21 protein-coding genes are annotated in these 26,080 nt (G+C 39.7%); 5 read left to right on the top strand and 16 right to left on the bottom strand.

The genetic code is table 11. The features are described from left to right. Positions 1–2: 2 nt before the first annotated feature. From lpdA to aceE, 3 genes are all read right to left on the bottom strand, one after another. Positions 3–1,427 carry a dihydrolipoyl dehydrogenase gene (gene lpdA, locus INP95_RS09035; RefSeq protein WP_197560589.1) on the bottom strand — a complete coding sequence of 475 codons (1,425 nt, stop codon included), beginning with the start codon at positions 1,425–1,427 and terminating at the stop codon, positions 3–5. A gap of 91 nt (positions 1,428–1,518) precedes the next feature. Next, a complete protein-coding gene (gene aceF, locus INP95_RS09040) occupies positions 1,519–3,417 on the bottom strand; it encodes a pyruvate dehydrogenase complex dihydrolipoyllysine-residue acetyltransferase (protein ID WP_197560590.1) in 1,899 nt (632 codons plus the stop codon). Between the two features lie 88 nt (positions 3,418–3,505). Continuing rightward, the gene (aceE, locus tag INP95_RS09045; protein WP_049384471.1) at positions 3,506–6,172 is read right to left on the bottom strand and encodes a pyruvate dehydrogenase (acetyl-transferring), homodimeric type; all 2,667 of its coding nucleotides are present in this window, start codon (positions 6,170–6,172) and stop codon (positions 3,506–3,508) included. Between the two features lie 308 nt (positions 6,173–6,480). Here aceE and mgsA point away from each other — a divergent pair, with 308 nt between their 5' ends. Next, positions 6,481–6,939, top strand: coding sequence for a methylglyoxal synthase (mgsA, locus tag INP95_RS09050; protein ID WP_197560591.1), 459 nt, complete (start codon positions 6,481–6,483; stop codon positions 6,937–6,939). Positions 6,940–7,010: 71 nt separating this feature from the next. Here mgsA and INP95_RS09055 read toward each other — a convergent pair whose 3' ends face one another. Then, the gene (locus INP95_RS09055) at positions 7,011–8,513 is read right to left on the bottom strand and encodes a YdgA family protein (RefSeq protein WP_197560592.1); all 1,503 of its coding nucleotides are present in this window, start codon (positions 8,511–8,513) and stop codon (positions 7,011–7,013) included. A gap of 289 nt (positions 8,514–8,802) precedes the next feature. Between INP95_RS09055 and dnaK the strand changes: the two genes are divergently transcribed. The 3 genes from dnaK (at position 8,803) to dnaJ (ending at position 13,506) form a co-directional block, all read left to right on the top strand. Beyond that, a complete protein-coding gene (gene dnaK / locus INP95_RS09060; protein ID WP_197560593.1) occupies positions 8,803–10,704 on the top strand; it encodes a molecular chaperone DnaK in 1,902 nt (633 codons plus the stop codon). Between the two features lie 256 nt (positions 10,705–10,960). Continuing rightward, positions 10,961–12,229, top strand: a complete 1,269-nt coding sequence (locus INP95_RS09065; protein WP_197560594.1) for an O-acetylhomoserine aminocarboxypropyltransferase/cysteine synthase family protein — start codon at positions 10,961–10,963, stop codon at positions 12,227–12,229. Positions 12,230–12,369: 140 nt separating this feature from the next. Next, on the top strand, positions 12,370–13,506 hold the full coding sequence (gene dnaJ / locus INP95_RS09070; RefSeq protein WP_197560595.1) for a molecular chaperone DnaJ: 1,137 nt from the start codon (positions 12,370–12,372) through the stop codon (positions 13,504–13,506). A gap of 59 nt (positions 13,507–13,565) precedes the next feature. Here the strand turns inward: dnaJ and modC are convergent, their stop codons facing one another. The 3 genes from modC to modA form a co-directional block, all read right to left on the bottom strand. Next, on the bottom strand, positions 13,566–14,621 hold the full coding sequence (modC, locus tag INP95_RS09075) for a molybdenum ABC transporter ATP-binding protein ModC (RefSeq protein ID WP_197560596.1): 1,056 nt from the start codon (positions 14,619–14,621) through the stop codon (positions 13,566–13,568). Further along, positions 14,608–15,324 carry a molybdate ABC transporter permease subunit gene (modB, locus tag INP95_RS09080; RefSeq protein ID WP_269475385.1) on the bottom strand — a complete coding sequence of 239 codons (717 nt, stop codon included), beginning with the start codon at positions 15,322–15,324 and terminating at the stop codon, positions 14,608–14,610. The genes modC and modB overlap by 14 nt, the downstream gene beginning before the upstream one ends. Before the next feature lie 95 nt (positions 15,325–15,419). Continuing rightward, on the bottom strand, positions 15,420–16,184 hold the full coding sequence (gene modA, locus INP95_RS09085) for a molybdate ABC transporter substrate-binding protein (protein WP_197561044.1): 765 nt from the start codon (positions 16,182–16,184) through the stop codon (positions 15,420–15,422). 134 nt (positions 16,185–16,318) lie between these two features. On the opposite strand from modA, the gene modE reads away from it, so the two are divergent. Next, positions 16,319–17,086, top strand: a complete 768-nt coding sequence (gene modE / locus INP95_RS09090; protein ID WP_197561045.1) for a molybdenum-dependent transcriptional regulator ModE — start codon at positions 16,319–16,321, stop codon at positions 17,084–17,086. A gap of 51 nt (positions 17,087–17,137) precedes the next feature. Here the strand turns inward: modE and yfbR are convergent, their stop codons facing one another. The 9 genes from yfbR to INP95_RS09135 form a co-directional block, all read right to left on the bottom strand. Next, the gene (gene yfbR / locus INP95_RS09095; RefSeq protein ID WP_049366094.1) at positions 17,138–17,734 is read right to left on the bottom strand and encodes a 5'-deoxynucleotidase; all 597 of its coding nucleotides are present in this window, start codon (positions 17,732–17,734) and stop codon (positions 17,138–17,140) included. 6 nt (positions 17,735–17,740) lie between these two features. Then, a complete protein-coding gene (gene degS, locus INP95_RS09100) occupies positions 17,741–18,763 on the bottom strand; it encodes an outer membrane-stress sensor serine endopeptidase DegS (RefSeq protein WP_049370235.1) in 1,023 nt (340 codons plus the stop codon). A gap of 4 nt (positions 18,764–18,767) precedes the next feature. Next, a complete protein-coding gene (gene ribD, locus INP95_RS09105) occupies positions 18,768–19,898 on the bottom strand; it encodes a bifunctional diaminohydroxyphosphoribosylaminopyrimidine deaminase/5-amino-6-(5-phosphoribosylamino)uracil reductase RibD (RefSeq protein ID WP_197560597.1) in 1,131 nt (376 codons plus the stop codon). Between the two features lies 1 nt (position 19,899). Continuing rightward, entirely contained in the window at positions 19,900–20,349 is a 450-nt protein-coding gene (gene nrdR, locus INP95_RS09110) for a transcriptional regulator NrdR (protein WP_005695670.1), read from the bottom strand. Positions 20,350–20,426: 77 nt separating this feature from the next. Continuing rightward, positions 20,427–23,786: an exodeoxyribonuclease V subunit gamma gene (recC, locus tag INP95_RS09115; protein ID WP_197560598.1), complete on the bottom strand. Its 3,360-nt coding sequence runs from the start codon at positions 23,784–23,786 to the stop codon at positions 20,427–20,429. Between the two features lie 37 nt (positions 23,787–23,823). Next, positions 23,824–24,090 (bottom strand): DUF5374 domain-containing protein, encoded by a 267-nt coding sequence (locus INP95_RS09120; RefSeq protein WP_197561046.1) that lies wholly within the window; start codon positions 24,088–24,090, stop codon positions 23,824–23,826. 13 nt (positions 24,091–24,103) lie between these two features. Then, positions 24,104–24,790 carry a DUF2572 family protein gene (locus tag INP95_RS09125; RefSeq protein ID WP_197560599.1) on the bottom strand — a complete coding sequence of 229 codons (687 nt, stop codon included), beginning with the start codon at positions 24,788–24,790 and terminating at the stop codon, positions 24,104–24,106. Beyond that, positions 24,787–25,503, bottom strand: a complete 717-nt coding sequence (locus tag INP95_RS09130) for a hypothetical protein (RefSeq protein ID WP_420026393.1) — start codon at positions 25,501–25,503, stop codon at positions 24,787–24,789. The genes INP95_RS09125 and INP95_RS09130 overlap by 4 nt, the downstream gene beginning before the upstream one ends. Beyond that, complete coding sequence (locus tag INP95_RS09135) at positions 25,500–26,018, bottom strand: prepilin-type cleavage/methylation domain-containing protein (protein ID WP_197560601.1); 519 nt, start codon at positions 26,016–26,018, stop codon at positions 25,500–25,502. The genes INP95_RS09130 and INP95_RS09135 overlap by 4 nt, the downstream gene beginning before the upstream one ends. Between the last annotated feature and the right edge of the window lie 62 nt (positions 26,019–26,080).

The raw sequence follows: 26,080 nt of genomic DNA on the forward strand, positions 1-26,080 counted from the left end.
GATTATTTTTTCTTCGCTTTTGCATTTGGAAGATCGGTAATTGAACCTTCAAATACTTCAGCTGCAAGACCCACAGACTCATGAAGTGTTGGGTGAGCATGAATCGTTAATGCGATATCTTCCGCATCACAACCCATTTCAATCGCAAGACCGATTTCACCTAATAATTCACCACCGTTAGATCCAACGATTGCCCCACCAAGTACACGGTGAGTATCTTTATCGAAGATTAATTTGGTCATACCTTCAGCACATTCTGAAGCAATCGCACGACCTGAAGCAGCCCATGGGAATTTAGCCACTTCGTAGTTTAAACCTTCTTGTTTACATTCTTTCTCAGTTTTACCGACCCAAGCCACTTCTGGTTCAGTATAAGCAATAGAAGGAATAACTTTTGGATCGAAGTAATGTTTTTTCCCTGCAATCACTTCTGCCGCGACGTGACCTTCATGAACACCTTTATGTGCTAGCATTGGTTGGCCAACGATATCACCAATTGCAAAGATATGAGGCACATTAGTACGCATTTGTTTATCAACATGAATGAAACCTCGCTCATCTACTTCAACACCTGCTTTACCTGCATCAATCAATTTACCGTTTGGTGTACGACCGATTGCGACTAATACTGCATCATAACGTTTAGTATCGTTGCATGCTTTACCTTCCATTGAAACATAGATACCATCATCTTTTGCTTCAACGGCAGTCACTTTAGTTTCAAGCATTAACTTGAATTTTTTCTCAACTTGTTTGGTATAAATACCTACCACATCTTTATCTGCCGCTGGAATCACTTGGTCAAACATTTCAACCACTTCGACTTCAGAACCTAATGCATTATACACGGTACCCATCTCTAAACCGATGATACCACCACCCATGATTAAAAGTTTTTTCGGTACTTCTTTTAATTTAAGTGCATCTGTTGAATCCCAAACACGTGGATCTTCATGTGGAATAAATGGTAATTGAATTGGGCGAGAACCCGCTGCGATAATCGCATTATCAAATTTAATTGTGGTTGGTTTACCATCACGATCACGTGCCACTAATGTGTGTGGATCGGTAAACGCCGCTAAACCTTCAACAACGGTGACTTTACGTTGTTTAGCCATGCCTGCAAGACCGCCTGTTAATTTCGCCACAACCGCTTCTTTACCTGCGCGCACTTCATCTAAATCAATGCGAGGCTCAGCGAAATACACACCGTTTTTGCTTGCGTGTTTTGCTTCTTCAATTACTTTAGCAACGTGAAGTAATGCTTTAGAAGGGATACAACCTACGTTTAAACATACCCCACCTAATGTTGAATAACGTTCAACAAGTACTGTTTCTAAACCTAAGTCCGCACAACGGAATGCCGCTGAATAACCTGCAGGACCAGCACCAAGTACCACAACTTGGGTTTTAATTTCTTTACTCATTTTTACCTCGTAAAAACGTTCAAATTTTTGACCGCACTTGCGATCCTTTCTGTAAGATGTGAGCCTAATCACTCACATCTTACCGTGTTAATTACATCACTAAGCGACGTAAGTCAGCTAATACGCCATTGATATAGCTTAAGAAACGAGCACCATCAGCACCATCGATCACACGGTGGTCGAAAGATAATGATAATGGAAGCATTAAGCGTGGCTCAAATTCTTTACCATTCCATACCGGTTGCATTTCTGATTTAGACACACCTAAAATTGCCACTTCTGGTGCATTTACGATTGGTGTAAAGTGAGTTGTACCAATACCGCCTAAGCTTGAAATAGTGAAACAACCACCTTGCATATCAGAACCTGAAAGTTTACCGTCACGTGCTTTTTTGGAGACTTCCATTAATTCACGAGAGAGTTCGATAATACCTTTTTTGTTCACATTTTTAAATACAGGTACAACAAGACCGTTTGGTGTATCTACCGCTACGCCAATGTTGATGTATTTTTTAAGTGTTAATTTTTGACCGTCTTCAGAGATAGAGCTATTGAAACGTGGGAACGCTTCTAATGCTTTCGCTACCGCTTTCATAATAAACACAACTGGTGTAATTTTCACATCCAATTTTTGTTTTTCAACAATCTTGTTCTGTTCTTTACGGAATGCTTCTAAATCGGTGATATCTGTGCGATCGAAGTGAGTAACATGTGGAATCATTACCCAGTTACGATGTAAGTTTGCACCAGAGATTTTGTTGATACGGCTTAATTCAACTTCTTCTACTTCACCAAATTTGCTGAAGTCAACTTTCGGCCATGGTAATAAGCCTAAGCCTGCGCCATTTGCCACACCATTACCTGCGGCTGCAGAAGAAACCGTGCCGGTTTCAAATGCTTTAACAGCGGTTTTTACATAAGCTTGGATATCTTCTTTTACCACTCGACCTTTACGACCGGTACCTTTTATACGATCAAGGTTGATACCGTATTCACGTGCTAAACGACGAATCACTGGAGTTGCATGTGCATAGCCTGCACTTGCTACAACTTGTTCTTGGCTTAAGCCAGATACATTACCTGGTTGTGCTACCGGCGCCGCTGCAGGTGCTGCTTGAGGCGCTGGAGCTGACGCTACTGGAGCCGCTGCAGGAGCAGGTGCTGCACCCGCCACTTCAAATTTCATAATTAATGAACCAGTTGAAACTTTATCACCTGATTTCACTAAAATTTCTTTTACCACACCCGCGAATGGAGCTGGCACTTCCATTGAGGCCTTATCGCCTTCAACGGTGATTAAAGATTGCTCTTCAGAAATGCTGTCGCCAACTGCAACCATGATTTCAGTTACGTTGACTTCATCACCACCAATATCAGGTACATTCACTTCTTTAATGGCTGAAGCTGTTGGTGCAGCTGCAGGTGCTGCCGCCTGTTGAACTGGCGCTGCGGCTGGTGCTGCACCGGCCACTTCAAATTTCATGATTAATTTGCCAGTAACAACTTTATCGCCCACGTTGATTAAAATTTCTTTTACGACGCCAGCAACTGGAGCAGGCACTTCCATTGACGCTTTATCACCTTCAACATTGATGATTGATTGGTCAACTTCAACAGTATCACCGACTTTCACCATAATATCTGTCACGTTTACTTCGTCTGAACCGATATCTGGTACATTAACTTCAACTACACTTGCAGCTGCTGGTGCGGCTGCCGGTGCAGGTGCTGCTGCCGCTGGAGCAGGCGCTGCCGAATCCGCTGACTCTAAAACAAGCATTGGTGTGCCAGTTGTGACTTTATCACCCACTTTTACTAATACTTCTTTTACTACACCAGCTTCTGGTGCAGGGACTTCCATTGAAGCTTTATCACCTTCAACATTAATAATGCTTTGATCTGCAGTAATGGTATCACCTACTTTCACCATCACTTCTGTGACGGTAACTTCATCACTACCGATATCAGGAATTTGAATTTGTTTTGACATGTTATCTTACCTTTAAAAAACGCAGTTAAAATCAACCGCACTTTATTTGTAGATGCTCCTGTGTGCTCTCACACACAGGATGTTTTTATTAAGCGTAAAGCGGATTTAAAATTTCAGTTTTTAAACCAAATTTCGCGATTGCATCAGCCACCACTTTCGCATCAAATTTGCCTTGTTTTGCAAGCTCATGTAATGCTGCAACCACAACATAACGCGCATCCACTTCGAAGTGTTCACGTAAGTTTTCACGGCTATCTGAACGACCGAAACCATCTGTACCTAATACGTGATAGCTTTGTGCAGGAATGAATGCACGAACTTGTTCTGCGAACAATTTCATGTAGTCAGTAGCCGCTACAGCTGGTGCATCGTTCATTACTTGTGCGATATAAGGTACGCGTGGCGTTTCTGTTGGGTGTAACATATTCCAACGTACGGCATCTGCACCTTCACGAGCGACTTCAGTGAATGAAGGCACGCTATATACATCTGAGCTTACACCATATTCATTTGCAAGGATTTGTGCTGCTTCACGAACGTGACGGAAGATCGCACCTGAACCTAATAATTGAACATGACCTTTGTTGCCTTTCGCTTCAACGGTTTCAAATTTATAAAGACCTTTACGAATACCCTCTTCTGCGCCTTTTGGCATTGCTGGTTGTTCGTAAGTTTCGTTTAATGTAGTGATGTAGTAGAACACATCTTCTTGTTTTTCACCATACATACGGTTGATACCATCTTGTAGGATAACTGCCACTTCATAAACGTAAGCTGGGTCATAAGATACACAGTTAGGAATAACAAGAGATTGAATATGGCTGTGACCATCTTCGTGTTGTAAACCTTCACCATTTAATGTTGTACGGCCAGAAGTACCACCGATCATGAAACCACGTGCTAATTGGTCACCTGCTGCCCACATTAAGTCACCCACACGTTGGAAACCAAACATTGAGTAGTAGATGAAGAATGGAATCATCGGAAGGTTATTTACAGAGTATGAGTTCGCTGCCGCTAACCAAGATGATGCTGCACCTAATTCATTGATACCTTCTTGTAATACTTGACCATCTTTCGCTTCACGGTAGTACGCCACTAAATCGCGGTCAGAAGGCACATAGTTTTGACCATGTGGGTTGTAAATACCGATTTGACGGAATAAACCTTCCATACCGAAAGTACGTGCTTCGTCAGCAATAATTGGCACAATTTGTTGACCAATGTTCTTATCTTTCAATAAGGTATTTAAGAAACGTACAAATGCCATTGTAGTTGAAATTGGACGAGCTTGTTCTTCCAATAATGGTGCAAATTCTTCCAATGATGGCACTTTAAATTCAGTGGTGAATTTTGGTAAACGTTTTGGTAAATAACCATTTAACGCTTTACGTCTGCCGTGAAGATAATTGTACTCTTCCGAACCTTCTGGGAAGGTGATGTATGGATAGTTAGGAATATCTTCATCTTTAATATCTAATTGGAAATGATCGCGGAAAGATTTTAAGCTTTCGAGAGACATTTTTTTCGATTGATGCGCAGTATTTTTACTTTCTGCTTCAGGAATTTTATAACCTTTAACCATGTGCGCTAAGATCACAACAGGTTTACCTGCAGTTTGCGCTTTATGGAATGCGGCATAAAGTTTTTCTGAATCGTGACCACCACGTCTTAATGCCCAGATTTCATCGTCTGTCATATCCGCCACTAATGCAGCGGTTTCTGGATAACGACCGAAGAAGTGTTCACGAACGTATGCACCATTCTTAGATTTGAAGGTTAAATAGTCACCATCAAGCACTTCCATCATTAATTGGGTTAATTTGCCGGTAGTATCTTTTGCAAATAATTTATCCCAGCCACTACCCCACATGACTTTGATCACTTCCCAACCAGCACCAGCAAATAAACCTTCTAATTCTTGAACGATTTTGCCGTTACCCGTTACAGGACCATCTAAACGTTGCAAGTTACAGCTTACAACGAAGATTAAGTTATCTAAGCCCTCACGTGCTGCGAATGTTAAATCACCTTTTGCTTCGATTTCGTCCATCTCTCCGTCACCAAGGAAAGCATACACTTTTTGATCTTTGGTGTCTTTTAAACCACGGTTATCTAAGTATTTTAAGAAACGAGCAGTACGGATCGCATTTACAGGACCTAAACCCATAGATACGGTCGAGAATTGCCAGAATTCAGGCATTAATTTCGGGTGTGGGTAAGAAGAAAGACCTTTGCCTGGTTCACATTCTTGACGGAAATTATTCATTTGATCTTCAGTAATACGACCTTCAACAAATGCACGAGCATACATACCTGGTGCTGCGTGGCCTTGGAAGAAGACTAAGTCACCGCCGTTTTTATCAGTCGCCGCTTTGAAGAAGTGGTTAAAACAAACTTCATACATGCTTGCTGCAGATTGATAAGTTGAAATGTGACCACCTAATTCAAGATCTTTTTTCTGGCCACGTAATACCGCCATGATCGCATTCCAACGTACAGCACTACGAATACGACGCTCAATAGCTTTATCACCTGGGTATGCTGGCTGTTCAGAAAGTGGGATGGTATTAACATAAGGGGTTGTTACGCCACCTTTTGCAATGTTCACACCACCATTACGTGCCTGATCAATCACTTGATTGATAATGTAATGCGCTCGCTCTACGCCTTCTGCACGAATTAATGAATCAACAGCTGACAACCAATCCTGTGTTTCAATTGGGTCAATATCGTTTACTAAGGTATCTGACATAGTCTTTCCTTATTTTACTGAGTGAAAATGAAGTTTGGTCATGACCAAACACGAAAATCAAGCTTGTTAATCAATGTTACAAACATTTAACAAAATCCTGTAAATTTTAGAAGATTTTTTGCAAGAAAGATAGTAGATTTTCACTGTTCTCATGCATTTCTTCCTGTTATTGCAATACTCTTCACTAAAAGTGCGGTCATTTTTAAAGGATTTTTGGCTTTAAGTTAAAGCATACTTTACATATTGCATTCCCTACCCGCTTTGATCTAAAGTGTTTGTATGCTTTTGAGTTTTTTAGAGGACAAAATATGAACACGACAACTCGCTCAATCTTTTCTCATAAACGAATAGCGCTCGTTGCACATGATAGCTGCAAACAAAACCTGCTCAATTGGGTAAAGAAACATAAAGAAGCTCTCGCTCCCCATCAACTTTATGCAACAGGTACAACAGGCCATCTATTGTCTAGAGAAACGGGACTTGAAATAGCCTCATTATTAAGTGGCCCGATGGGAGGCGATCAACAACTCGGTGGACTAATTGCTGAGAAAAAAATTGATATGATGATTTTCTTTTGGGATCCGATGAACGCAGCACCACATGATCCCGATGTAAAAGCCTTAATACGTATTGCAACTGTTTGGAATATTCCAGTGGCGATTAATCAAAGCACGGCCGATTTTCTTTTAACATCAAGCTTATTTGAGCAAGAAATCAATATTGATATCCCCGATTATGACGGGTATTTAAAAGCTCGATTGGATTAAAAGTTAAATAAGCTCAACCTAATAAAAAAGGAGATAAATTACTTTATCTCCTTTTGATTGTTTAGCCGTTATTACTTAGCCTGCATTGCTGCGCCCATTATTAACATAAATAATACGCCTTGAACCTGTTCTTCTGGAATCACTTGACCATTAAGTTTCAGTTCGCCCTTTTCAAGCACTAAGTTAAGTGTCACATTTTTATCATTATTCACCACAATATTTTGTGCTGCCGCTTGTTTAGCTTGCTCTTCAATTTTCTCTTTAACCAGCGCTTTATCTTCTTCTGGGGCAAATTGTGTCATGATTTTTTCTGCAGTTGCTTTATCTACATGAATATTTACTGAGAAATCAGTAAATTGTTTATATAAACTACCTGCCATTAAATCAAATTTTGGATCTTTCGCTAACGCCACGTTTAAATCCAATGACACTTTACCTTGATTATCTGAAATTGACACTGGGTTCAGTTTAATTTGAGGCTGATTATTAAAAATAGCCATACCATGATTTTCAACCCATGAACTTAAAATTTCAGATACAACTTCATCATTCACATTTTTATCATCTCTGACTGACTTAAAGACAGTGAAAAGTGCTTCAACCAAAGCATTTGCTGCGTTTGCTTCAATATGATTTAACTCGCTATTGTTAGTTAATTTTCCTAACTCTTTTCCATCTAACACGAATGAATCTACTGTACTTTCACTTTTTAAGTTTACAAAATCACCATTAAGTGAAATATCAGATGTTGCTTTTAAGCCTTTTTCAATAAGAGAGGTCGTTTTTCCAGCATAATCAGTGCTCGTCATTTCGAAGCTTTCAGTAGTATAAGAACCTTTCCCCGTATAAATATAAGCCCAATTTGTAGGATTGAATGAAGCGTCTAATTTCATGCCCTTCATCTTTGTTTTTACTGATTTAACCGCAGTAGCATCCTGGCTATCTTCCCCATCTGCACTATTAGGTCCTAAATCAGCAGTCACTTCATCTAAGGTCATGTCATATTTACCTGCACGATCTTTATCTACATCAAAACCGATGTTGACATTTGACCACGCTATTTTATTTTGTGGAGAATTTGGATCTGTCACTTCCCCTGCGGCTAATTCAACTTTACCTTTTGTTGCTAAGCTATAGCTAGTAGATGCTTGATATTGAATAGGCTTATCTGATTTAAGTAAATCAAATAAAGGTTGTGTGGTTTCATTTTTACCAATCACACCTTGTGCGGAAAACATCGTTGGTACAAAGTTAAATTTTTCCAACTGATTAAGTGGAAATGGACCATGATAAAGTTTAGTTGAAAACGGAATAGTAAATACTTGTCCTTCTTTTGGTAAAGAAATAACTACTTCATCTTCCACTTGAGAAGTAAAGAAACTGCGATCAAATTGCTTATTTTTATAAACAAGATTCACTGAATCTGACAAACCTAAACTTTGGAATTTTTGGTTTGCTAATTCAATTTGACGTAAATATTCAGTTTGTGCCTTTTCGCCAGTAAACCATGCACCACCGACACCTACAACACTAAGAGCAACAATGATACCTAATGCTACGGTTGATTTTTTCATTTTGATTCCTTTGCTAACTAATAGATGATTAAAATTGATGGCAATTTATCACAAATCACAATTTTTTTCTTATTTTTCAAAAATAATTTTATATCTTTTTCAAAAATAATTTTATATCCCCTTGAACTTCTCATCTCTGGACTTATTTTGTAAAACAAGAACGGAAATAACCGCACTTTAAAAGGAAGAAAAAATTTTAAATCTTGCCTCTTGAAATGCGAAAAAGCATCCACATCTTATTCATCGTAACAATTTACAACGAATTTAAAATTTACTTAGGAGTAACAAAATGGGAAAAATTATTGGTATTGACTTAGGTACAACAAACTCTTGTGTGGCAGTAATGGATGGTGATAAACCACGCGTAATCGAAAACGCAGAAGGTGATCGCACTACTCCGTCAATTATTGCTTATACAAATGATAACGAAATTTTAGTGGGTCAACCGGCAAAACGCCAAGCAGTGACCAACCCGAAAAATACACTATTTGCAATCAAACGTTTAATCGGTCGTCGGTTTGAAGATGCTGAAGTCAAACGTGATATCGACATTATGCCATTTAAAATCACCAAAGCAGACAACGGTGATGCATGGGTAAATGTAAAAGGTGACAAACTTGCACCTCCACAAATCTCTGCAGAAGTATTGAAAAAAATGAAGAAAACTGCGGAAGATTTCTTAGGTGAGCCAGTGACTGAAGCGGTAATCACTGTTCCTGCATACTTTAACGATGCTCAACGTCAAGCGACAAAAGATGCAGGTCGTATCGCAGGCTTAGAAGTTAAACGTATTATCAACGAACCAACAGCAGCAGCATTAGCTTACGGTTTAGATAAAGGCCAAGGCAACAAAACTATCGCTGTTTATGACTTAGGTGGTGGTACATTCGACTTATCTATCATCGAAATTGATGAAGTAGGTGGCGAAAAAACCTTCGAAGTATTAGCAACCAATGGTGATACTCACTTAGGTGGTGAAGACTTCGATAACCGTGTAATCAACTACTTAGTGGATGAGTTCAAAAAAGAACAAGGCGTTGATTTACGTAATGACCCACTTGCAATGCAACGTTTAAAAGAAGCAGGTGAAAAAGCGAAAATTGAACTTTCTTCTGCACAACAAACTGATGTGAACTTACCTTACATCACTGCAGATGCTACAGGTCCTAAACACTTAAACATTAAATTAACTCGTGCTAAATTAGAATCTTTAGTAGAAGATTTAGTGGCTAAATCACTTGAACCTGTAAAAGTTGCATTAAACGATGCGGGCTTAATTGCATCACAAATTGATGATGTTATCCTAGTGGGCGGTCAAACCCGTATGCCATTAGTACAACAAAAAGTAGAAGAATTCTTCGGTAAAGCACCTCGTAAAGATGTGAACCCAGATGAAGCCGTTGCTATCGGTGCAGCAGTTCAAGGTGGTGTATTAGCAGGTGATGTAACTGATGTATTATTGTTAGACGTAACACCGTTATCTTTAGGTATTGAAACTATGGGTGGTGTGATGACTACCTTAATTGAGAAAAACACGACGATTCCAACTAAAAAATCGCAAGTATTCTCAACAGCAGAAGATAACCAAAGTGCAGTAACCATTCACGTGTTACAAGGTGAACGTAAACAAGCATCAGCGAATAAATCTTTAGGTCAATTCAACCTTGAAGGCATCAACCCTGCTCCACGCGGTATGCCACAAATTGAAGTAACCTTCGATATCGACGCTGACGGTATTATCCACGTTTCTGCGAAAGATAAAGGTACGGGTAAAGAACAACAAATCACCATCAAAGCCTCTTCAGGTTTAAGTGATGAAGAAATTCAACAAATGGTTCGTGATGCAGAAGCAAACGCTGAAGCAGACCGTAAATTTGAAGAATTAGTACAAGCTCGCAACCAAGCAGATCACCTTGTACACAGCACACGTAAACAATTAGAAGAAGCCGGTGACAAAGTTCCAGCTGAAGATCGTGCAGCAATTGAAAGTGCATTAAGCGATTTAGAAACAGCTGCGAAAGGTGAAGATAAAGCGGCTATCGAAGCTAAACTTCAAGCGCTTGCAGAAGTTGCTCAAAAACTTGTTCAAGTGGCTCAACAGCAAGCTGATGCACAACAAGCTCAAAGCAACAGCAAACCAAATGATGATGTTGTTGATGCTGAGTTTGAAGAAGTGAAAGACAACAAATAATTTCACTTTAACCTAAATCAAAGGGCGTAGCGATACGCCCTTTTGGTGTATTCATTCATCAGTATTTTTCCTGACTTTATTTAAAAAAGTGAAGTCAGGAAAAATATGTTTGTAGGGTAAATCGCATGACTATTCTACTAAACCATGAGGTGGAAATTCACATCACTCATTTCTACACTATAAATCTAAAGTGTAAAAACATGATGAAAAATGACCGCACTTTATCCCGAAACGAACCCAATTCAAGGGGAAAATAATGAAATTCGAAACAAAATGTCTCCATGCCGGTTATAGCCCAAAAAATGGAGAGCCACGTGTTCAACCAATCGTACAAAGCACCACTTATACTTACGATTCTGCAGAAGAAATTGGCAAGTTATTTGATTTACAAGCAGCCGGTTATTTCTATACTCGCCTAGCAAACCCAACAACAAATGCTGCAGAAGAAAAAATCACGGCACTTGAAGGTGGTGTAGCAACAATGTGTACTGCTTCTGGTCAATCTGCGGTTTTCTATGCGATGTTGAATATTTTAGAAGCAGGCGATCATTTTATTTCCTCTTCTTATGTGTATGGCGGTACTTACAATTTGTTTGCCCATACATTCAAAAAAATGGGTATCGAAGTGACTTTTGTGGATCAAGATTTACCACTTGAAGAACTCAAAAAAGCGATTCGTCCAAATACAAAAGCCGTCTTTGCTGAAACCATTGCAAACCCCGCTTTACGCGTGTTGGATATTGAAAAATTTGCTGCCTTAGCGAAAGCTGCAGAGGCGCCATTATTAGTTGATAACACCTTTGCCACCCCCTATTTTTGTCGTCCAATCGAATTTGGCGCAAACGTGGTCATTCACAGCACATCTAAATATTTAGATGGTCATGCGATTGCCTTAGGTGGCTCAATTACTGATGGCGGTAACTTTAATTGGAATAACGGCAAATATCCGCAATTAAGCACGCCAGACCAAACTTATCATGGTTTGGTTTACACAGAAACCTTTGGCCCTGCGGCTTATATTGTCAAAGCACGCGTGCAATTAATGCGTGATTTAGGTGCTACACCAGCACCACAAAATAGTTTCTTATTAAATGTAGGTATGGAAACCCTCGCGCTTCGCATGCAACGTCATTATGAGAATGCACAGGCTGTAGCCGAGTTTTTAGAAAAACATCCGCAAGTCGTTAAAGTGAATTATCCTGGCTTACCAAGCTCGCCAGATTACGCACTCAAACAAAAATACTTACCGAACGGTTTGTGTGGCGTTATTTCCTTTGAGATTAAAGGTGATAAAGAAACCGCGGCAAAATGGTTAAACGCATTGCAAATGACCTCACGTGAAGTACACGTAGCCGACATTCGTACTTGTGCATTACATCCAGCGACTTCAACACACCGCCAATTAAGTGAAGCTGAATTAGAAAAAGCGGGGATTTCTGCAGGACTTATTCGCCTTTCTTGCGGTATTGAAAATATTCAAGATATTTTAGCTGACTTAGAGCAAGCATTTGCAGCAGCAAAATAAGTCATAAATTAACGAATTTACCCTTGATATTTCTGACTTCGACATTATTTTTATTCTTAGGTATGTTGTTAACGCAATACCATACAATAACAAAATAAAATTTTTTAAATTTATATTTTTAAACGGAAAACGAAAACATTATGGCAAAGAAAGATTATTACGACGTTCTTGGTGTTGAACGTGGCGCAGATGAAAAAGCAATTAAACGTGCTTACAAAAAACTCGCCATGCAATATCACCCTGATAGAACCAAAGGTGATAAAGCCAAAGAAGAAAAATTTAAAGAAATCCAAGAAGCCTATGAAATCCTAGGTGATAAAGAAAAGCGAGCGGCTTACGATCAACACGGTCATGCAGCCTTTGAACAAGGTGGCATGGGAGGCGGTGGCTTCGGTGGCGGATTCAGCGGTGCTGATTTCGGTGATATTTTTGGAGATATGTTCGGTGATATCTTCGGCGGTGGCGGACGAGGTCGTCAGCGTGTAGTACGCGGTGAAGATTTACGTTATGACATCCAAATTACGTTAGAAGAAGCCGTAAAAGGTACAACCAAAGATATCCAAATTAATACTCTTGCTCACTGTGATAGCTGCGATGGTACTGGCGCAGAAAAAGGATCAAAAGTTGAGACATGCCCAAGCTGTCATGGTTCAGGTCGTATTCGTCGCCAACAAGGTTTCTTCGTAACTGAAGCGGTTTGTCCTACTTGTCATGGTTCTGGTAAGAAAATTGAAAAACCATGTAAAAGCTGCCATGGCGAAGGTCGTGTTCACAAGAAGAAAAATCTTTCCGTTAAAATCCCAGCAGGTGTGGATACCGGCAACCAATTACGTTTAAGCGGCGAAGGTGCAGCGGGCGAAAATGGTGCACCAGCAGGTGATTTATATGTGGTTATTCATGTTAAAGAACATCATATCTTTGAACGTGATGGCAATAACCTCTACTGCGAAGTGCCAATCAGTTTCTCAATGGCTGCGTTAGGTGGTGAAATTGAAGTTCCAACCTTAGACGGTAAAGTGAAACTCAAAATCCCTGCTGAAACCCAAACAGGCAAACTCTTCCGTATGCGTGGTAAAGGGGTGAACTCTACACGTAGCGGCTACGCAGGCGATCTCATTTGTCGCGTAGTGATTGAAACACCAGTGAACTTAAATAAAGAACAAAAAGAATTATTAGAAAAACTGGAAGAAAGTTTGAAAGGACAAAAATCGCATAATCCGAAATCTTCAAGCTTTTTAGACGGTGTGAAGAAATTCTTTGATAACCTAGGTAAGTAAGCCTAAACAAAAAGTGCGGTCAATTTTAAAACTGTTTTGAAATTGACCGCACTTTTACTTTATACGACTGAAATGGCTTTTATTTGTACATAAACATCCATGCCTTGAGCAAAATGTAATTCATTAAATGCCCATTTACTGATACTTGCCCAAACTTTATGACCTTCCACCAACACCGCAATATCAATGCGATTCTCTTGTGGAACGATTTGTACAATTTGCCCACGTAAGATATTACGAATACTCGTTTGTTCTGGCTTGCTGAGAGTGAGTGATACATCGGAACTATAAATACAGACGCGCACTTTTTCATTCGCTTGATGATGCACTTCGTTAATCCAAAGCTGTTGTTCGCCTAAAGAAAGTGCGGTCATTTTATAGGTTGGATTATGCAAATAGACAGGCAACGCCAACACACTGCTCTGCTCCGATTCGCCTTTCCAAGGGGCAAATGACGGACTGTTCCACACATTTTCTAAGGTATCATAGGCTTTCACTTTGCCGTTTTCCATCAGCACTACACGATCGGCCAAGCGTAATAATTCATCTAAACTGTGCGTTACATATAAAATCGGCACATTAATTTCTTTAGATAAACTTTCTAAATATTGCATAAGCTCACGTTTACGAGGCACATCTAAAGCAGAAAGCGGTTCATCCATCAGCAAAATATCGGGATCCGTTAATAAGGCTCGCCCAATCGCCACACGTTGTTTTTCTCCGCCTGATAAAGTAAGCGGATAGCGTTTGAGTAACGGTTCAATACCAAGTAGCTGAACAATATAGTCAAAATCTTCATGGCTGACATGCTTCATGCCATAACGCAAATTACCTTTGACATTGTAATGCGGAAATAAACGTGCATCTTGGAATACATAGCCGATTTTGCGCTGATGCACAGGGAGATTCTCACCGTTCTCTACATCCACCAAAGTGCGATCATTTAAACGAATAAATCCTTGATCAGGATGAGTTAAGCCACTCACTAAATTAATCAATGAGGTTTTCCCCGACCCCGACAAACCAAAAATCGCCGTCACGCCTTGAGTTGGCAATTGCAGATCCGCACGTAAGGTCAGGCGGCCTAATTGTTGTTGTACATTAATGTGTAGCATCGCCTTGCCCCAATTTTTTCTGCATCCGTTTGCTTAAAGCTTCGGAAAGCAATAAGGAAATCAATGAAAGGATCACCGCAAACAAACAAAGGCGCGCAGTTTGTGATTCCGCACCTGGTGTTTGAATAAATGAATACATCGCTAAAGGAATGGTTTGAGTTTCCCCTGCAATATTGGAAACGAAAGTAATGGTTGCGCCAAATTCCCCTAAAGAGCGAGCAAAACCTAATACTAAACCCGCCAACACACCTGGGAGAGAAAGAGGCAACGTGATTGTAAAAAAGACTCGCCAAGGCGAAGCACCAAGCGTTTGTGCGGCTTGCTCTAACTTAAAATCAATGCTTTCTAAGGAAAGACGAATTGCCCGCACGACCAATGGAAATGCTACCACCGCGGAAGCTAATACTGCTCCCTTCCAACTAAAGCCAAAGGATACACCAAACCATTGATATAAATACTTACCGATAAAACCGTTACGCCCCATGGCGACTAATAATAAATAGCCGATTACCACTGGCGGTAACACCAAAGGTAGATGAATAATCCCTGTAATCAGTGACTTACCGTAGAATTCCTTACGAGCCAGCAGCCAAGCGATAAAAATCGCAAAAGGCAAACTCCAAAGCATAGAACTCAATGCGACACTCATGCTTAAGTGAATCGCATCCCATTCCATCGGGCTTAATTGAAACCAAGAGAGCAAAATATTTCCTTGTGTATATATCGATATGACGAAATTTCTTTAGAGGATAATAAAAAGGACAGTTTCCTGTCCTTTCTTTATAAAGTCTGAGCTCATTATTTCACAGAGAAACCATATTCAACAAATATTTTTTTTGCTGCGCTCGATTCTAAGTAATTAAGGAAATCACGGGTATCCGCATTGTCATGATCTTTTAAAATCGCAACCGGATATTCAACTGGTTTATAGCTGTCTTTCGGGAATACGCCGACTGTTTTCACGTCTTTACTCACTTTCGCATCGGTGCTATACACAATACCGTAAGGCGCTTCAGCGCGTTCAACTAAGGCTAACGCACCACGTACGTCTTTCGCTCGCGCTAATTTATCTTTAACTTGATCCCATAAATTCAATTTCGTTAATGATTCTTCTGCATATTGTCCTGCAGGAACATGCGCAGGATCACCCACAGACAAATAACTGTCTTTTAAGCCTTTAATCCATTCACCTTTAGCAATATCCACTGAATTAGCTGCACTTTTGGCTGGTGCAATTAACACTAATTCATTACCCGCTAATACTTTTTCAGTTTCTTTTACAGTGAGATTTTTATCTGATAAATATTTCATCCATTTGTTGCTAGCTGAAATAAATAAGTCTGCAGGTGCACCTTCTTCAACTTGTTTTGCAAGGGTAGAAGAAGAAGCAAAAGAGAAAACGACGGTATTATTTGGCTTTTCAGTTTGGTATTGATCCGCAATTTGTTGTAGCGCATCAGTCATTGAAGCTGCTGCAAACACAGTCACTTTTGCTGATGCCGCAAAAGATACGCCCATGCCTGCAATTAAAAGTGCGGTTGCAAATTTAGTTAATTTCATTATTTATCTCCTATATAAATGAAACTATATATAAAAAAATATACTACGAGTGAATTATAACTTGAATTTTTAAATAAGCATACAGAAAAACTTAAAGATCAAGTAAAATAGACAGAATTGTGTATTAGGAGGAGATGATGAAACAAACTGAAATTTTACTGACGGTCAAACTTCATCAAGAATTATTTATTGATCCAAAACGTGTTCGCCTCTTAAAAGAAATTAAAGAATGTGGCTCAATCAACCAAGCGGCCAAAAATGCCAAAGTGAGCTATAAAAGTGCTTGGGATCACCTTGAAGCGATGAATAAAATCAGCCCAAAACCGCTTTTAGAACGTAATATCGGTGGGAAAAATGGGGGCGGTACATCATTAACGACTTACGCAGAACGTTTGCTACAGCTTTACGATTTGCTCGAACAAACACAAGAGCACGCGTTCCATATTCTGCAAGATGAGACGATCCCGTTAAACAGCCTGCTTTCAGCAACAGCAAAATTCTCCTTACAAAGTAGTGCGCGCAATCAATTTTTCGGTAAGGTAGCAAGCCAACATATTGTGGACTCCCGCTGCATTGTTGCAGTAAACATTCAGGATTTAGCTCATCCATTACATGTTTCAATCACAATGCGCAGTGCTGAGCGCCTCAGACTCATTACTGAAAAAGAAGTGATGGTCATGTTTAAAGCCCCTTGGGTGAAAATTAGCGCCACCCCATTAGAAGAAAAAAATAACCTTTTCCAAGCGACGATTCTTTCTATGCAGAATGAAGAAGCGATTTTACAAATAAAGGACAGCTCAATTGAATTTTGTGCGAGTATTCATAGCAAAGATGGTTGGAAAGTGGGACAAGAAGTCTGGTTACACGTGGATCCTGAACAGATCATTTTAGCGACATTGAAGTAATATCAGAAACAAAAAGTGCGGTTAAAATTAACCGCACTTTTTTATTTTCGCTTACAACGCAATCTCATCAATCGATCGCCCAAAACTTGGCAAAAAGACCTGTAAAAAATAATCCATTTCTTGACTGTGCCATTGTTCCATTAAATTTTCTAAGCGTTTTTTCGCTGTTTTAAATTCATGGTTACCATGCTCTAATTCAAATTGAGCTTTAATATAGGCACAAATCAAATCTGCTTGTTTTACTAAATGCTTTTCTTCTGGGCTAAATTGCTCACTATCTAAGTATGGCGCAAAACTATCTTGCAACTCAGTCGGAAGCAAGCTAATTAAATGTAATTCGGCTGCCGCTTCAATGTCTTTATAAGCATGAGTTATTTCAGAATTGAAATACTTAATTGGGGTCGGCAGATCACCCGTAAAAATTTCAGAGGTATCATGATACATCGCCATCACCGCAATACGCTCAGGATTCACTTCCCCACCAAAAAATTGATTTTTAATAATGGCTAAGGCTTGTGCCACAAAGGCAACTTGCAGACTATGCTCTGCCAAGTTTTCCTTTTCAATATTGCGCATCAATGACCAACGCTGAATTAAGCGAAGACGATCTAAACAGGCAAAAAAGTGACTGGTTTTAACTTCCACGATATATCCTTAGTTAGATGGTAACTCTTCAATAACTACAGGGAGATCAATCACTTTACCTAAGCGAGAAACAGTAACAATAACTTCTGTATTCGGTTTAGTATCACTAATAATTTGCATCATTTCACGAATAGATAAGTTATCTTGTTTATTTAAACGTAAAATCACATCGCCCACTTGAATCCCCGCTTTCGCTGCCGGGCTATTGGCGGTCACACCTGTAATCACAATGCCACCGTTTGAGTTAGCGGTGATTTCACTTTGTACCCCAAAATAACCACGAATCACACGACCATCGCGAATAATTTTATACAACACATCATTAGCAATACTGATTGGAATCGCAAAATTCAGACCTTCCGCAATTTCATTGGCTGTTTTACCAATACTTAACGTGCTGATCCCCACTAATTCGCCAGCTGAGTTAATTAAAGCGCCACCAGAGTTACCGCGGTTAATTGATGCATCTGTTTGAATAAAGTTTTGACGACCTAAAGAATCGCCAACTGCACTACGTCCTACCGCACTGATAATCCCTTGTGACACACTTTGCCCAAGGTTATATGGGTTACCAATAGCTAGAGCAATATCACCTACTCGTACTTGGCGTTCTTTATTTTGTGGAATCGTCGAAAGATTGGTTGCTTTAATTTTTAATACCGCAAGATCCGTCAAATTATCCGAACCGATTAAATTCGCTTCATAAATATTACCGTTTTGCAGTGCCACCACAATTTGATCAGCATTTTGGATAACGTGTTTATTGGTAAGAATATAACCGTCTTTGGTCATAATCACGCCAGAACCTAAGTTATTTACCTGTAATTGATCGCTATCATTAATACTGGCAGAAGAAAAAGATCGGTTGTACACATTCACCACGGCAGGAGAAGCAATTCTCACGGCGCTATTGAACGAAACGATATCATCAGCAGAGAAAAGGCTGCTGTTATTGAGCTTAGGAACGGCAAATAAAATAACACCTGCCGCAGCAAGCCCCCAAAGGGCGGAGTGGAAAAGTTTTTTAAGCATTTTTTTATTCTTTTATTAATAAGTTAGGTAAATAACTGAGCTTTAAATCATCCCCAATTCTTTCACATTCTTGCAGTTGCCACAATGGGGCATCCGCAAGTTTTTCCAAATGCGAAAGTTGGCATAATCCTCGAGCGTTATCTCCCAAGAGTTTCGGGGCAACATAAATGATTAATTCATCTACAGCATGTTGTTCAATCAAGCTACCCGCTAAATTGGCGCCCGCTTCTACCCAAACGGAATTCACTTGTCTCTTGCCGAATTCTGTCATCAATAGATCAAAATCATAGTTTTCTGGCAGTAAAATTTGCTCACAAAAATCAGGGAATACAGACATATCTCGTGGAATTGAACCCACAAGCCAAACTGGCGAATGGGTATGGAATAATTGATGGCTTGGTTGAACTCGATTTTTAGAATCTAAGATTATGCGAATAGGCTGACGCACAGTATCTTCCGCATATTCCGCTTTTAAATCATCAGGGAATTGATTCCAACGCACGTTCAAGCTTGGATCATCGGCTAACACGGTAGCACTTGTTGATAAAAGTGCGGTCGCTTTAGCTCGCATTTTTTGCACATCTGCACGGGCTGCGTCACCCGTGATCCACTTACTTTCACCGCTCGCCATAGCTGTTCGTCCATCTAAACTCATGGCTAATTTCAGCTGTACATAAGGCTTGCCAGTTCGCATACGTTTGAGAAAACCTTTATTTAAGACTTCCGCTTGTTCATTCAATAAATTGACCGCACTTGGTATGCCTGCATCGGCTAACATTTTTAAGCCCTTGCCAGCCACTTGAGGATTAGGATCCGCCATAGCAGCCACTACTCGACTGACCCCCGCCTCAATTAAACCTAATGCACAAGGCGGTGTGCGACCATAATGAGAACAAGGCTCAAGCGTCACATAAGCAGTTGCGCCTTTCGCTTTCTCACCGGCATCGGCCAACGCCATTCTCTCTGCATGAGGCTGACCCGCTTTAAAATGAAACCCTTTCCCGACAATTTCACCGTTCTTAACTAACACACATCCTACGGATGGATTCGGCGTAGTGGTGTACTGCCCTTTTGCCGCAAGCTCAAGAGCCAGTTGCATAAATTTCACGTCATCAGGGGAAAAGGTGTCACTCATATTAATCCTTTAAGCTTTCAATTTCTTTGGTGAATTCATTGATATTATCAAAGCTCAGGTAAACGGATGCAAAACGGATATACGCCACTTTATCTAATTCTTTCAGCTCATTCATGGCTAATTTACCCACGAGATGACTTGGCACTTCGCGCTCCCCCGTAGCACGTAATTGGATAATAATATGGCTAATGGCTTTTTCCACATCATCCGAACTTACAGGGCGTTTTTCTAACGCATGTTGAATACCGCTACGCAATTTATCTTCATTAAACGGCTCGCGTGACCCATCATTTTTAATAATTTTTGGCACCACTAATTCGGCCGTTTCAAAGGTGGTAAAGCGTTCATGACAATTCCCGCATTCCCGACGACGACGCACTTGATACCCATCAGAAACCAAACGGCTGTCAATCACCTTAGTTTCTTCAGTTGAACAAAACGGACAACGCATTTTAGCTCCTTTTCAAAATGATTCTTAAGTCAGTATCTTATCAAAAATCCAAGATCTTTTCGATCTGAAGATCCTCTTTAAGATAACATTTCTCCAAACCAAGATGTGGTTTGTTTCACCAATTGTAAAAGACCATCCTGCGATTTAAATTGTTCCGTTTGCCCCCACACCCTCGCCCAATAAGGATCGGCTTTTCTATAACCATAGTTATCATCTTTCGCTAGAGATTCGATATTCGTTAAAACATTGTCAAAATTGACCGCACTTTCATCTTTTTCAATAAACTTCACTATATTTTCCGTTGGAATGAGCTGAATTTGTTGCTGGCTTTGTAAATAGGCCTCAACGTACATTTTCAATTTCTCAAGTGCGGTTGATTTTTCTATTGTTTTTAATGTTAAATCCTTATCTTTAGCGATAATGCGTGGTGGCTGAGCGTTCTCTTTTGTCGCCAGTTGAATGAGATAATAAAGCCATGGGCGAATACGATAACGATCTTTATATTTTGCAAATCGCCATTCGATTATCTGATTTTCATCGCCAAATAACGGCTCCATATAGCCAAACAAGCGAATATTGCCTTGTGCCGTTTCCACCACAAAATCGACACTCTCACTATGTGGTGAAGAATAATCCTTAATTTTCTCTTTAAAAGCCAATACATCAGCACGAATGGATTGTGCACAGACTTCTGCAAACTCGCCGCGAGGCATGATGCCTTTCACTCGCTGTTTGGCAAAATAATCGTTAAATTGCGCTTCCTCTAAATGCAATAACTCATTACTAATGCGATAATGATCCAAACCATTTAACGTGAAGTTTTCACTTTCTTCAATGCGATCGTCCTCATCTCGGAAATACACGCCAAGCTGCTTTTCAAAAAAGAATTTCACTGGATTTTCAACAAAACTCACAAAACGATCGAGCTCAATTTCCGCTATTGACTCTTGATTTTCCCCCATCGGCACAACAAATTCATGACATTTTCTTTCTTGAAATTGCGCAATCGGCAACCATTTTTTCGCAAAAGAGCGGTTAATTTTCCCTTCATTTTGGAAATTGCTTGGACTAAATGCCGTCATTGGATGTTGTTCAATTCTCAAACCATTGTCTGAATAATGATTAATATAATCAACCAATTGGCTCACCAATACTGAAGGCTCTTTGGGTTGATTATCAATAATTGAAGAGCCCACATAACTCACATAAAAATGGGATCTTGCGGCGAGCAGAGCCTCAAGGAATAAATAACGATCATCATCTCGACGAACACGATCGCCTTTTTGATGATGATATTGCATTAAGTCAAAACTATTTGGGGTATGACTGCGTGGGTAATCCGCTTCATTCATTCCGAGCAAACACACCACTTTAAAAGGAATAGAGCGCATTGGTAAAAGCGTACAGAAATTCACTTTTCCCGCTAAGAAACGAAGGCTATTTGGTGTTTCTTCTAAACGCGCAGACATCACTTCCGCAATGACATCCGCCTGCAAGGTTTCTTCAAAATTGACGGCCTGCAAATCATCGGCAAAGGCATTAATACAATCTTGAATATAAAACAAGGTATCCGCCGTTTCTTCATTTTGCACAAAGAAATCCTTCAAAAGTGCAGTCAATTTTTCACGCCATTTTTCAATGTTGTGTGCTTTTTGCAGATCTTGATGCCATTTATTTAAGACCGTAAAAAATTGATTCACTGCACCAACTAACTGCCCTTTCAATCCATAGCTACTATCAAGTCCAAGGCTGTCTTGCCAAACGCCTTGCTCTTCACGCATCGCATAACCTAAGGTCATACGCTCAAGCCCCGCCTGCCACGCGTTAAAATTCAGTGTATTCTGCCGTTTTTCTAAACCAAAGCGAATACCTGACTCTTTCACCCATTCACGGATTTGCTCGAGATCGGCAAGGGCAATATTAAAACGTTCACGGATAGCCGGAATATCCAATAAAGCCAGTACTTCTTCCGCGCCAAACTGACTTTCTTTTAAATTTAACAGGGAAAGATAGCTCGACACGATCACATCACTTTCAGACAATTTACTGTCAGAAATTGAGAACGGAATAACAGGTGCGTCCGCACTATTCGCCCCAAAGACAGCCTGAATATAAGGCGTGTATTGATTAACATCGGCCACCATGACCACCACATCTTTTGGTGTAATCTGTTCTTCTTTTGGTTTATACTGATTCTGATCGAATAAATCCAACAAATAATCATGTAGCACTTCAACTTCTCGCATCGCGCTATGACAAGATTTCATCACCAAAGAGCGGTCATTTTTCTCTATATTTAATGCGCCATGGCTCAACGTCAAAATTTGATTTTGGATCTGCCCTAACAACGTTTTTTCGGGAAGTTCGGCATAATAATCACGGGAAATGGCTTGAATATTTTCTTCATCACGCACTAATTGATAGAGAAAATCCCGTCCCATTTTTCCCCAAGAGGCTAAAAGCGGATTTCCGCTGAACAATTCTTCTTGTTGATTGGTGTAATCAAGATCAGCAGGTTCCCATAACACTTGCTCGGCTGAAATTAAAGGCTTCACATCGTTGGTTTCTTGCACGAAACGCTGTCTTTCTAATAAATAGGATTTACTCAGATCTCGCAAATCACCCCAATATTCTTGACATGGATTATTGAAGAATAAATGTACATCTGTTTTAGCTGAAATACCTTGGAAAATATTGAGATAAACCGTTGGCAATGCAGGGATACCAAAAATAAAAATACGTTCCGGCAAGTTGAGTGTCGCATTGGGATCAAGACATAATTCTAAAAATTGTTGATTGAGTGCAGCACGATGCTTTGCGTTTCCACCAAAATCACGTTGAACATCATCCACCAAGGCTCGCCATAAAATTCCCTGCCAGTGAATATTGCCTTTAATTTGAGAAAGAAAGGTAGGATTTAACGCCGAAAGGCCCTGCTTTTGCTGATTAATTTGAGCCAAGATTTTTTCATCATTATTTTCTTCCCATGCTGCAATCCATTCAGGGCGATAGACGAGATATTGGTCAAATAAATCGGCAACTTTTAGGCTTAATTGATAAAGTTTTTGCTGTTCTGATGCAGGCGAGGACGCTAAATATTTTTTTAATGGTTCAAATTCTTTTTGCTGTAAAAAGGTAGGGATTAACCTCATTAATCGCCATAACGTTGAATCTTTTTCAAAAGGATTTTGCGTGGAAACATTCGGCAAATTATCGGCGTAAAGTTTCCAAATAAAACTGGAAGGCATGGGGAATTGGAAATTCGCTGCAACACCGCGTTTTTTAGCAATTTCCATTTGTAACCATTGTGCCATACCCGGACTTTGCACTAACACAATGTCAGACTGAAACGGATCATGTTGAGGTAAATTTTCCAACAGCGAAACTAAAATATCCTTTTGAATTTCCAGTTGGTTTGAATAATAAGTAACGAACAAAGTAACGCCCTTTTGAAAGCAAAAACAATGCGTTATTTTACTCGGTTTTCAATAAAAATTCACCTTGAGGATAGCGTATATTCACTTGATGATGACTGCATTGAATTGTAAATTGAATACCATTTTGTTGTACGCTATTTTCACAAGACAAGCCTAAAAACTGACGTTGAGCCTGATTTTCAGCAATTTGAATCGCCTGAAATTCTTGAAAAATTCTGACCGCACTTTTCCGTTGCTCGGTCGTCCATCGGTTAAATATCAAAAATAACCCGCTGAAAATCGATAAGGCTAATAAAAGTGACATTAACGACATACCATTATTCACTTTGATCTTGCGCACTTAAATCACTCCAACTTTTATCTACCAAACGCCATTGGCTATATTCTTGTACGAGTTTTGTCACCACGGCTTTACCGTAAGCCACCGTCACGCCCTCCTCTAACTTAAGCGAACCACCTGTAATCACTGCTCCACTTATTCTTCCTTTGCCTGTTAAGGTTAAATCTCCTTCTGCTAGCAGAATACCATTCACATTCCCTTTAATTTCTAATTGGCTTTGCGTTATCCAATACACTTGTGGTGTTTTTTGAGCTGTTAAAACTGACACCACTTTCACAAAGTGCGGTTGAAAATCAGCTTGTTTTTCGCTGGAAATAAAATCTCGCAGCATATTTTCATTCATGCCTTTTGTGGGCGATTTCTTAAATAACTCTGCACGTTTACACCAAACAGAATAGGCCACTTTATCCTCTGCCCCATTAGACTCAAAAAAGACTTGTTTCACTTTTTCAGCACCATTTACAGGCAAGTTTTGGCAAATATGTTTTTGTTGCAGCTGACTGATTTTCTGTAGCGCAAGGCTTTGTTCTACATAATATTTTCGCTGACTCATTTGAGATCGAAAAAACGCAAAGATCTGTTCATCAAATAATAAGATCAGTGCCAATAAGCCTGAAAGTAAAATCAGTGCCGTCAGTGTCACAATCCCTTTTTTCATGATCATTCTTCTTGATTTAATAAAGGCACCACAAGCGAAGTTTCATATTGAATATGCTTATGTGTTGCAAGATTTCCCGCGAGTTTGATTTCAATCCCTTTCCCTGCCTTTAACCAGTCAAAACGTAATTGAGAAATCTCAAACTCTTTTTCATCCAATAAATCTGTCCATCCACCACCGGCGTTACAAGTAGATTGCGTTAAAGCACGCTGACACTCTTCTGAACGACAATCCGCATTTACCGCATTTTTATAAGTTTGTTTGGTTTCGATCATTTTCTCGTTAAGTTTGTAACCAAATAGCTCCTTTTCGATATTTTTTGCCACATTTTTAACGCCATTTACACAGGTATTTTTTGTGTATTTTTCACCAATACAACCATTACTATTTAAATCATAAAAAAATAAAACACAGCTATTTGACGGAGCATTGTCTGCTTGAGCAATGGTTATTGCAGTGCCCTTTTCATCCAATTCAAATAAAGCCAGATTATCTTCAATGAGTTTTTGGTTTGCGGCTCGAAAGCCTACACGACGCAGATCTTTCCCGATGAGTTGAATTGTACGTTGTAATTCCGTTTGTAGTTTGAGTTGTAACATTAAACGCTGATTCTGCTGTTGAGTTTGGGCATAAAATTGTGCAACCAATAGCAATAATAAAGCGGATAAGCCAAGTGAAATCAACAAACTCACCAATGTTTCGCCTTTTAATGGTTTCATCTTGTACATGCACTCGCCGCTTGATCAGACTTTAATTTGATACTGCCAACATTGAAAAAAGAGAACAATGTACGATGCTCTTCAGCCTGTAGCATAAAACAATTTGTTTCCATGGTATTTCTTACCCCATTAAATTTCACCGCCACTTCAGACGGATATAATTTAGGGCCTATAAGCATCGTTTTTCCTTCAAAATAAGGATAGTAAAAATGCGCATAAAGGTTTTTAGGACAATTCTGGGGATGAAAACAATCACAAAAATGATCGTTTTTTACTTGAGCAGTAATACACCAACGTTGATTCGCTCTATCTTGATTAGCCAAAATAAACCAAATCGCTGATGAATTTTCTGCCCTCGCTTGAATATTGCGTAAGAAAAAATAAAGCCGTTGTTGCTCTTTTTCGAGAAAATATTGGGGATCGTTTTTCTGCCATTTAGGCAATGTAAACGCCAACGTTAAGCTTAAAATAAATAATACAATCAAGGTTTCTAATAAAGTTATCCCTTTATACATAAAATGCCTTCTTTTTGACCGCACTTTAAAAGTCCTTTAGAAGAAAGCCAAATTGGCTACTT

It is taken from the genome of Haemophilus parainfluenzae (assembly GCF_014931375.1).
In the GTDB taxonomy this organism is placed as follows: Bacteria; Pseudomonadota; Gammaproteobacteria; order Enterobacterales; family Pasteurellaceae; genus Haemophilus_D.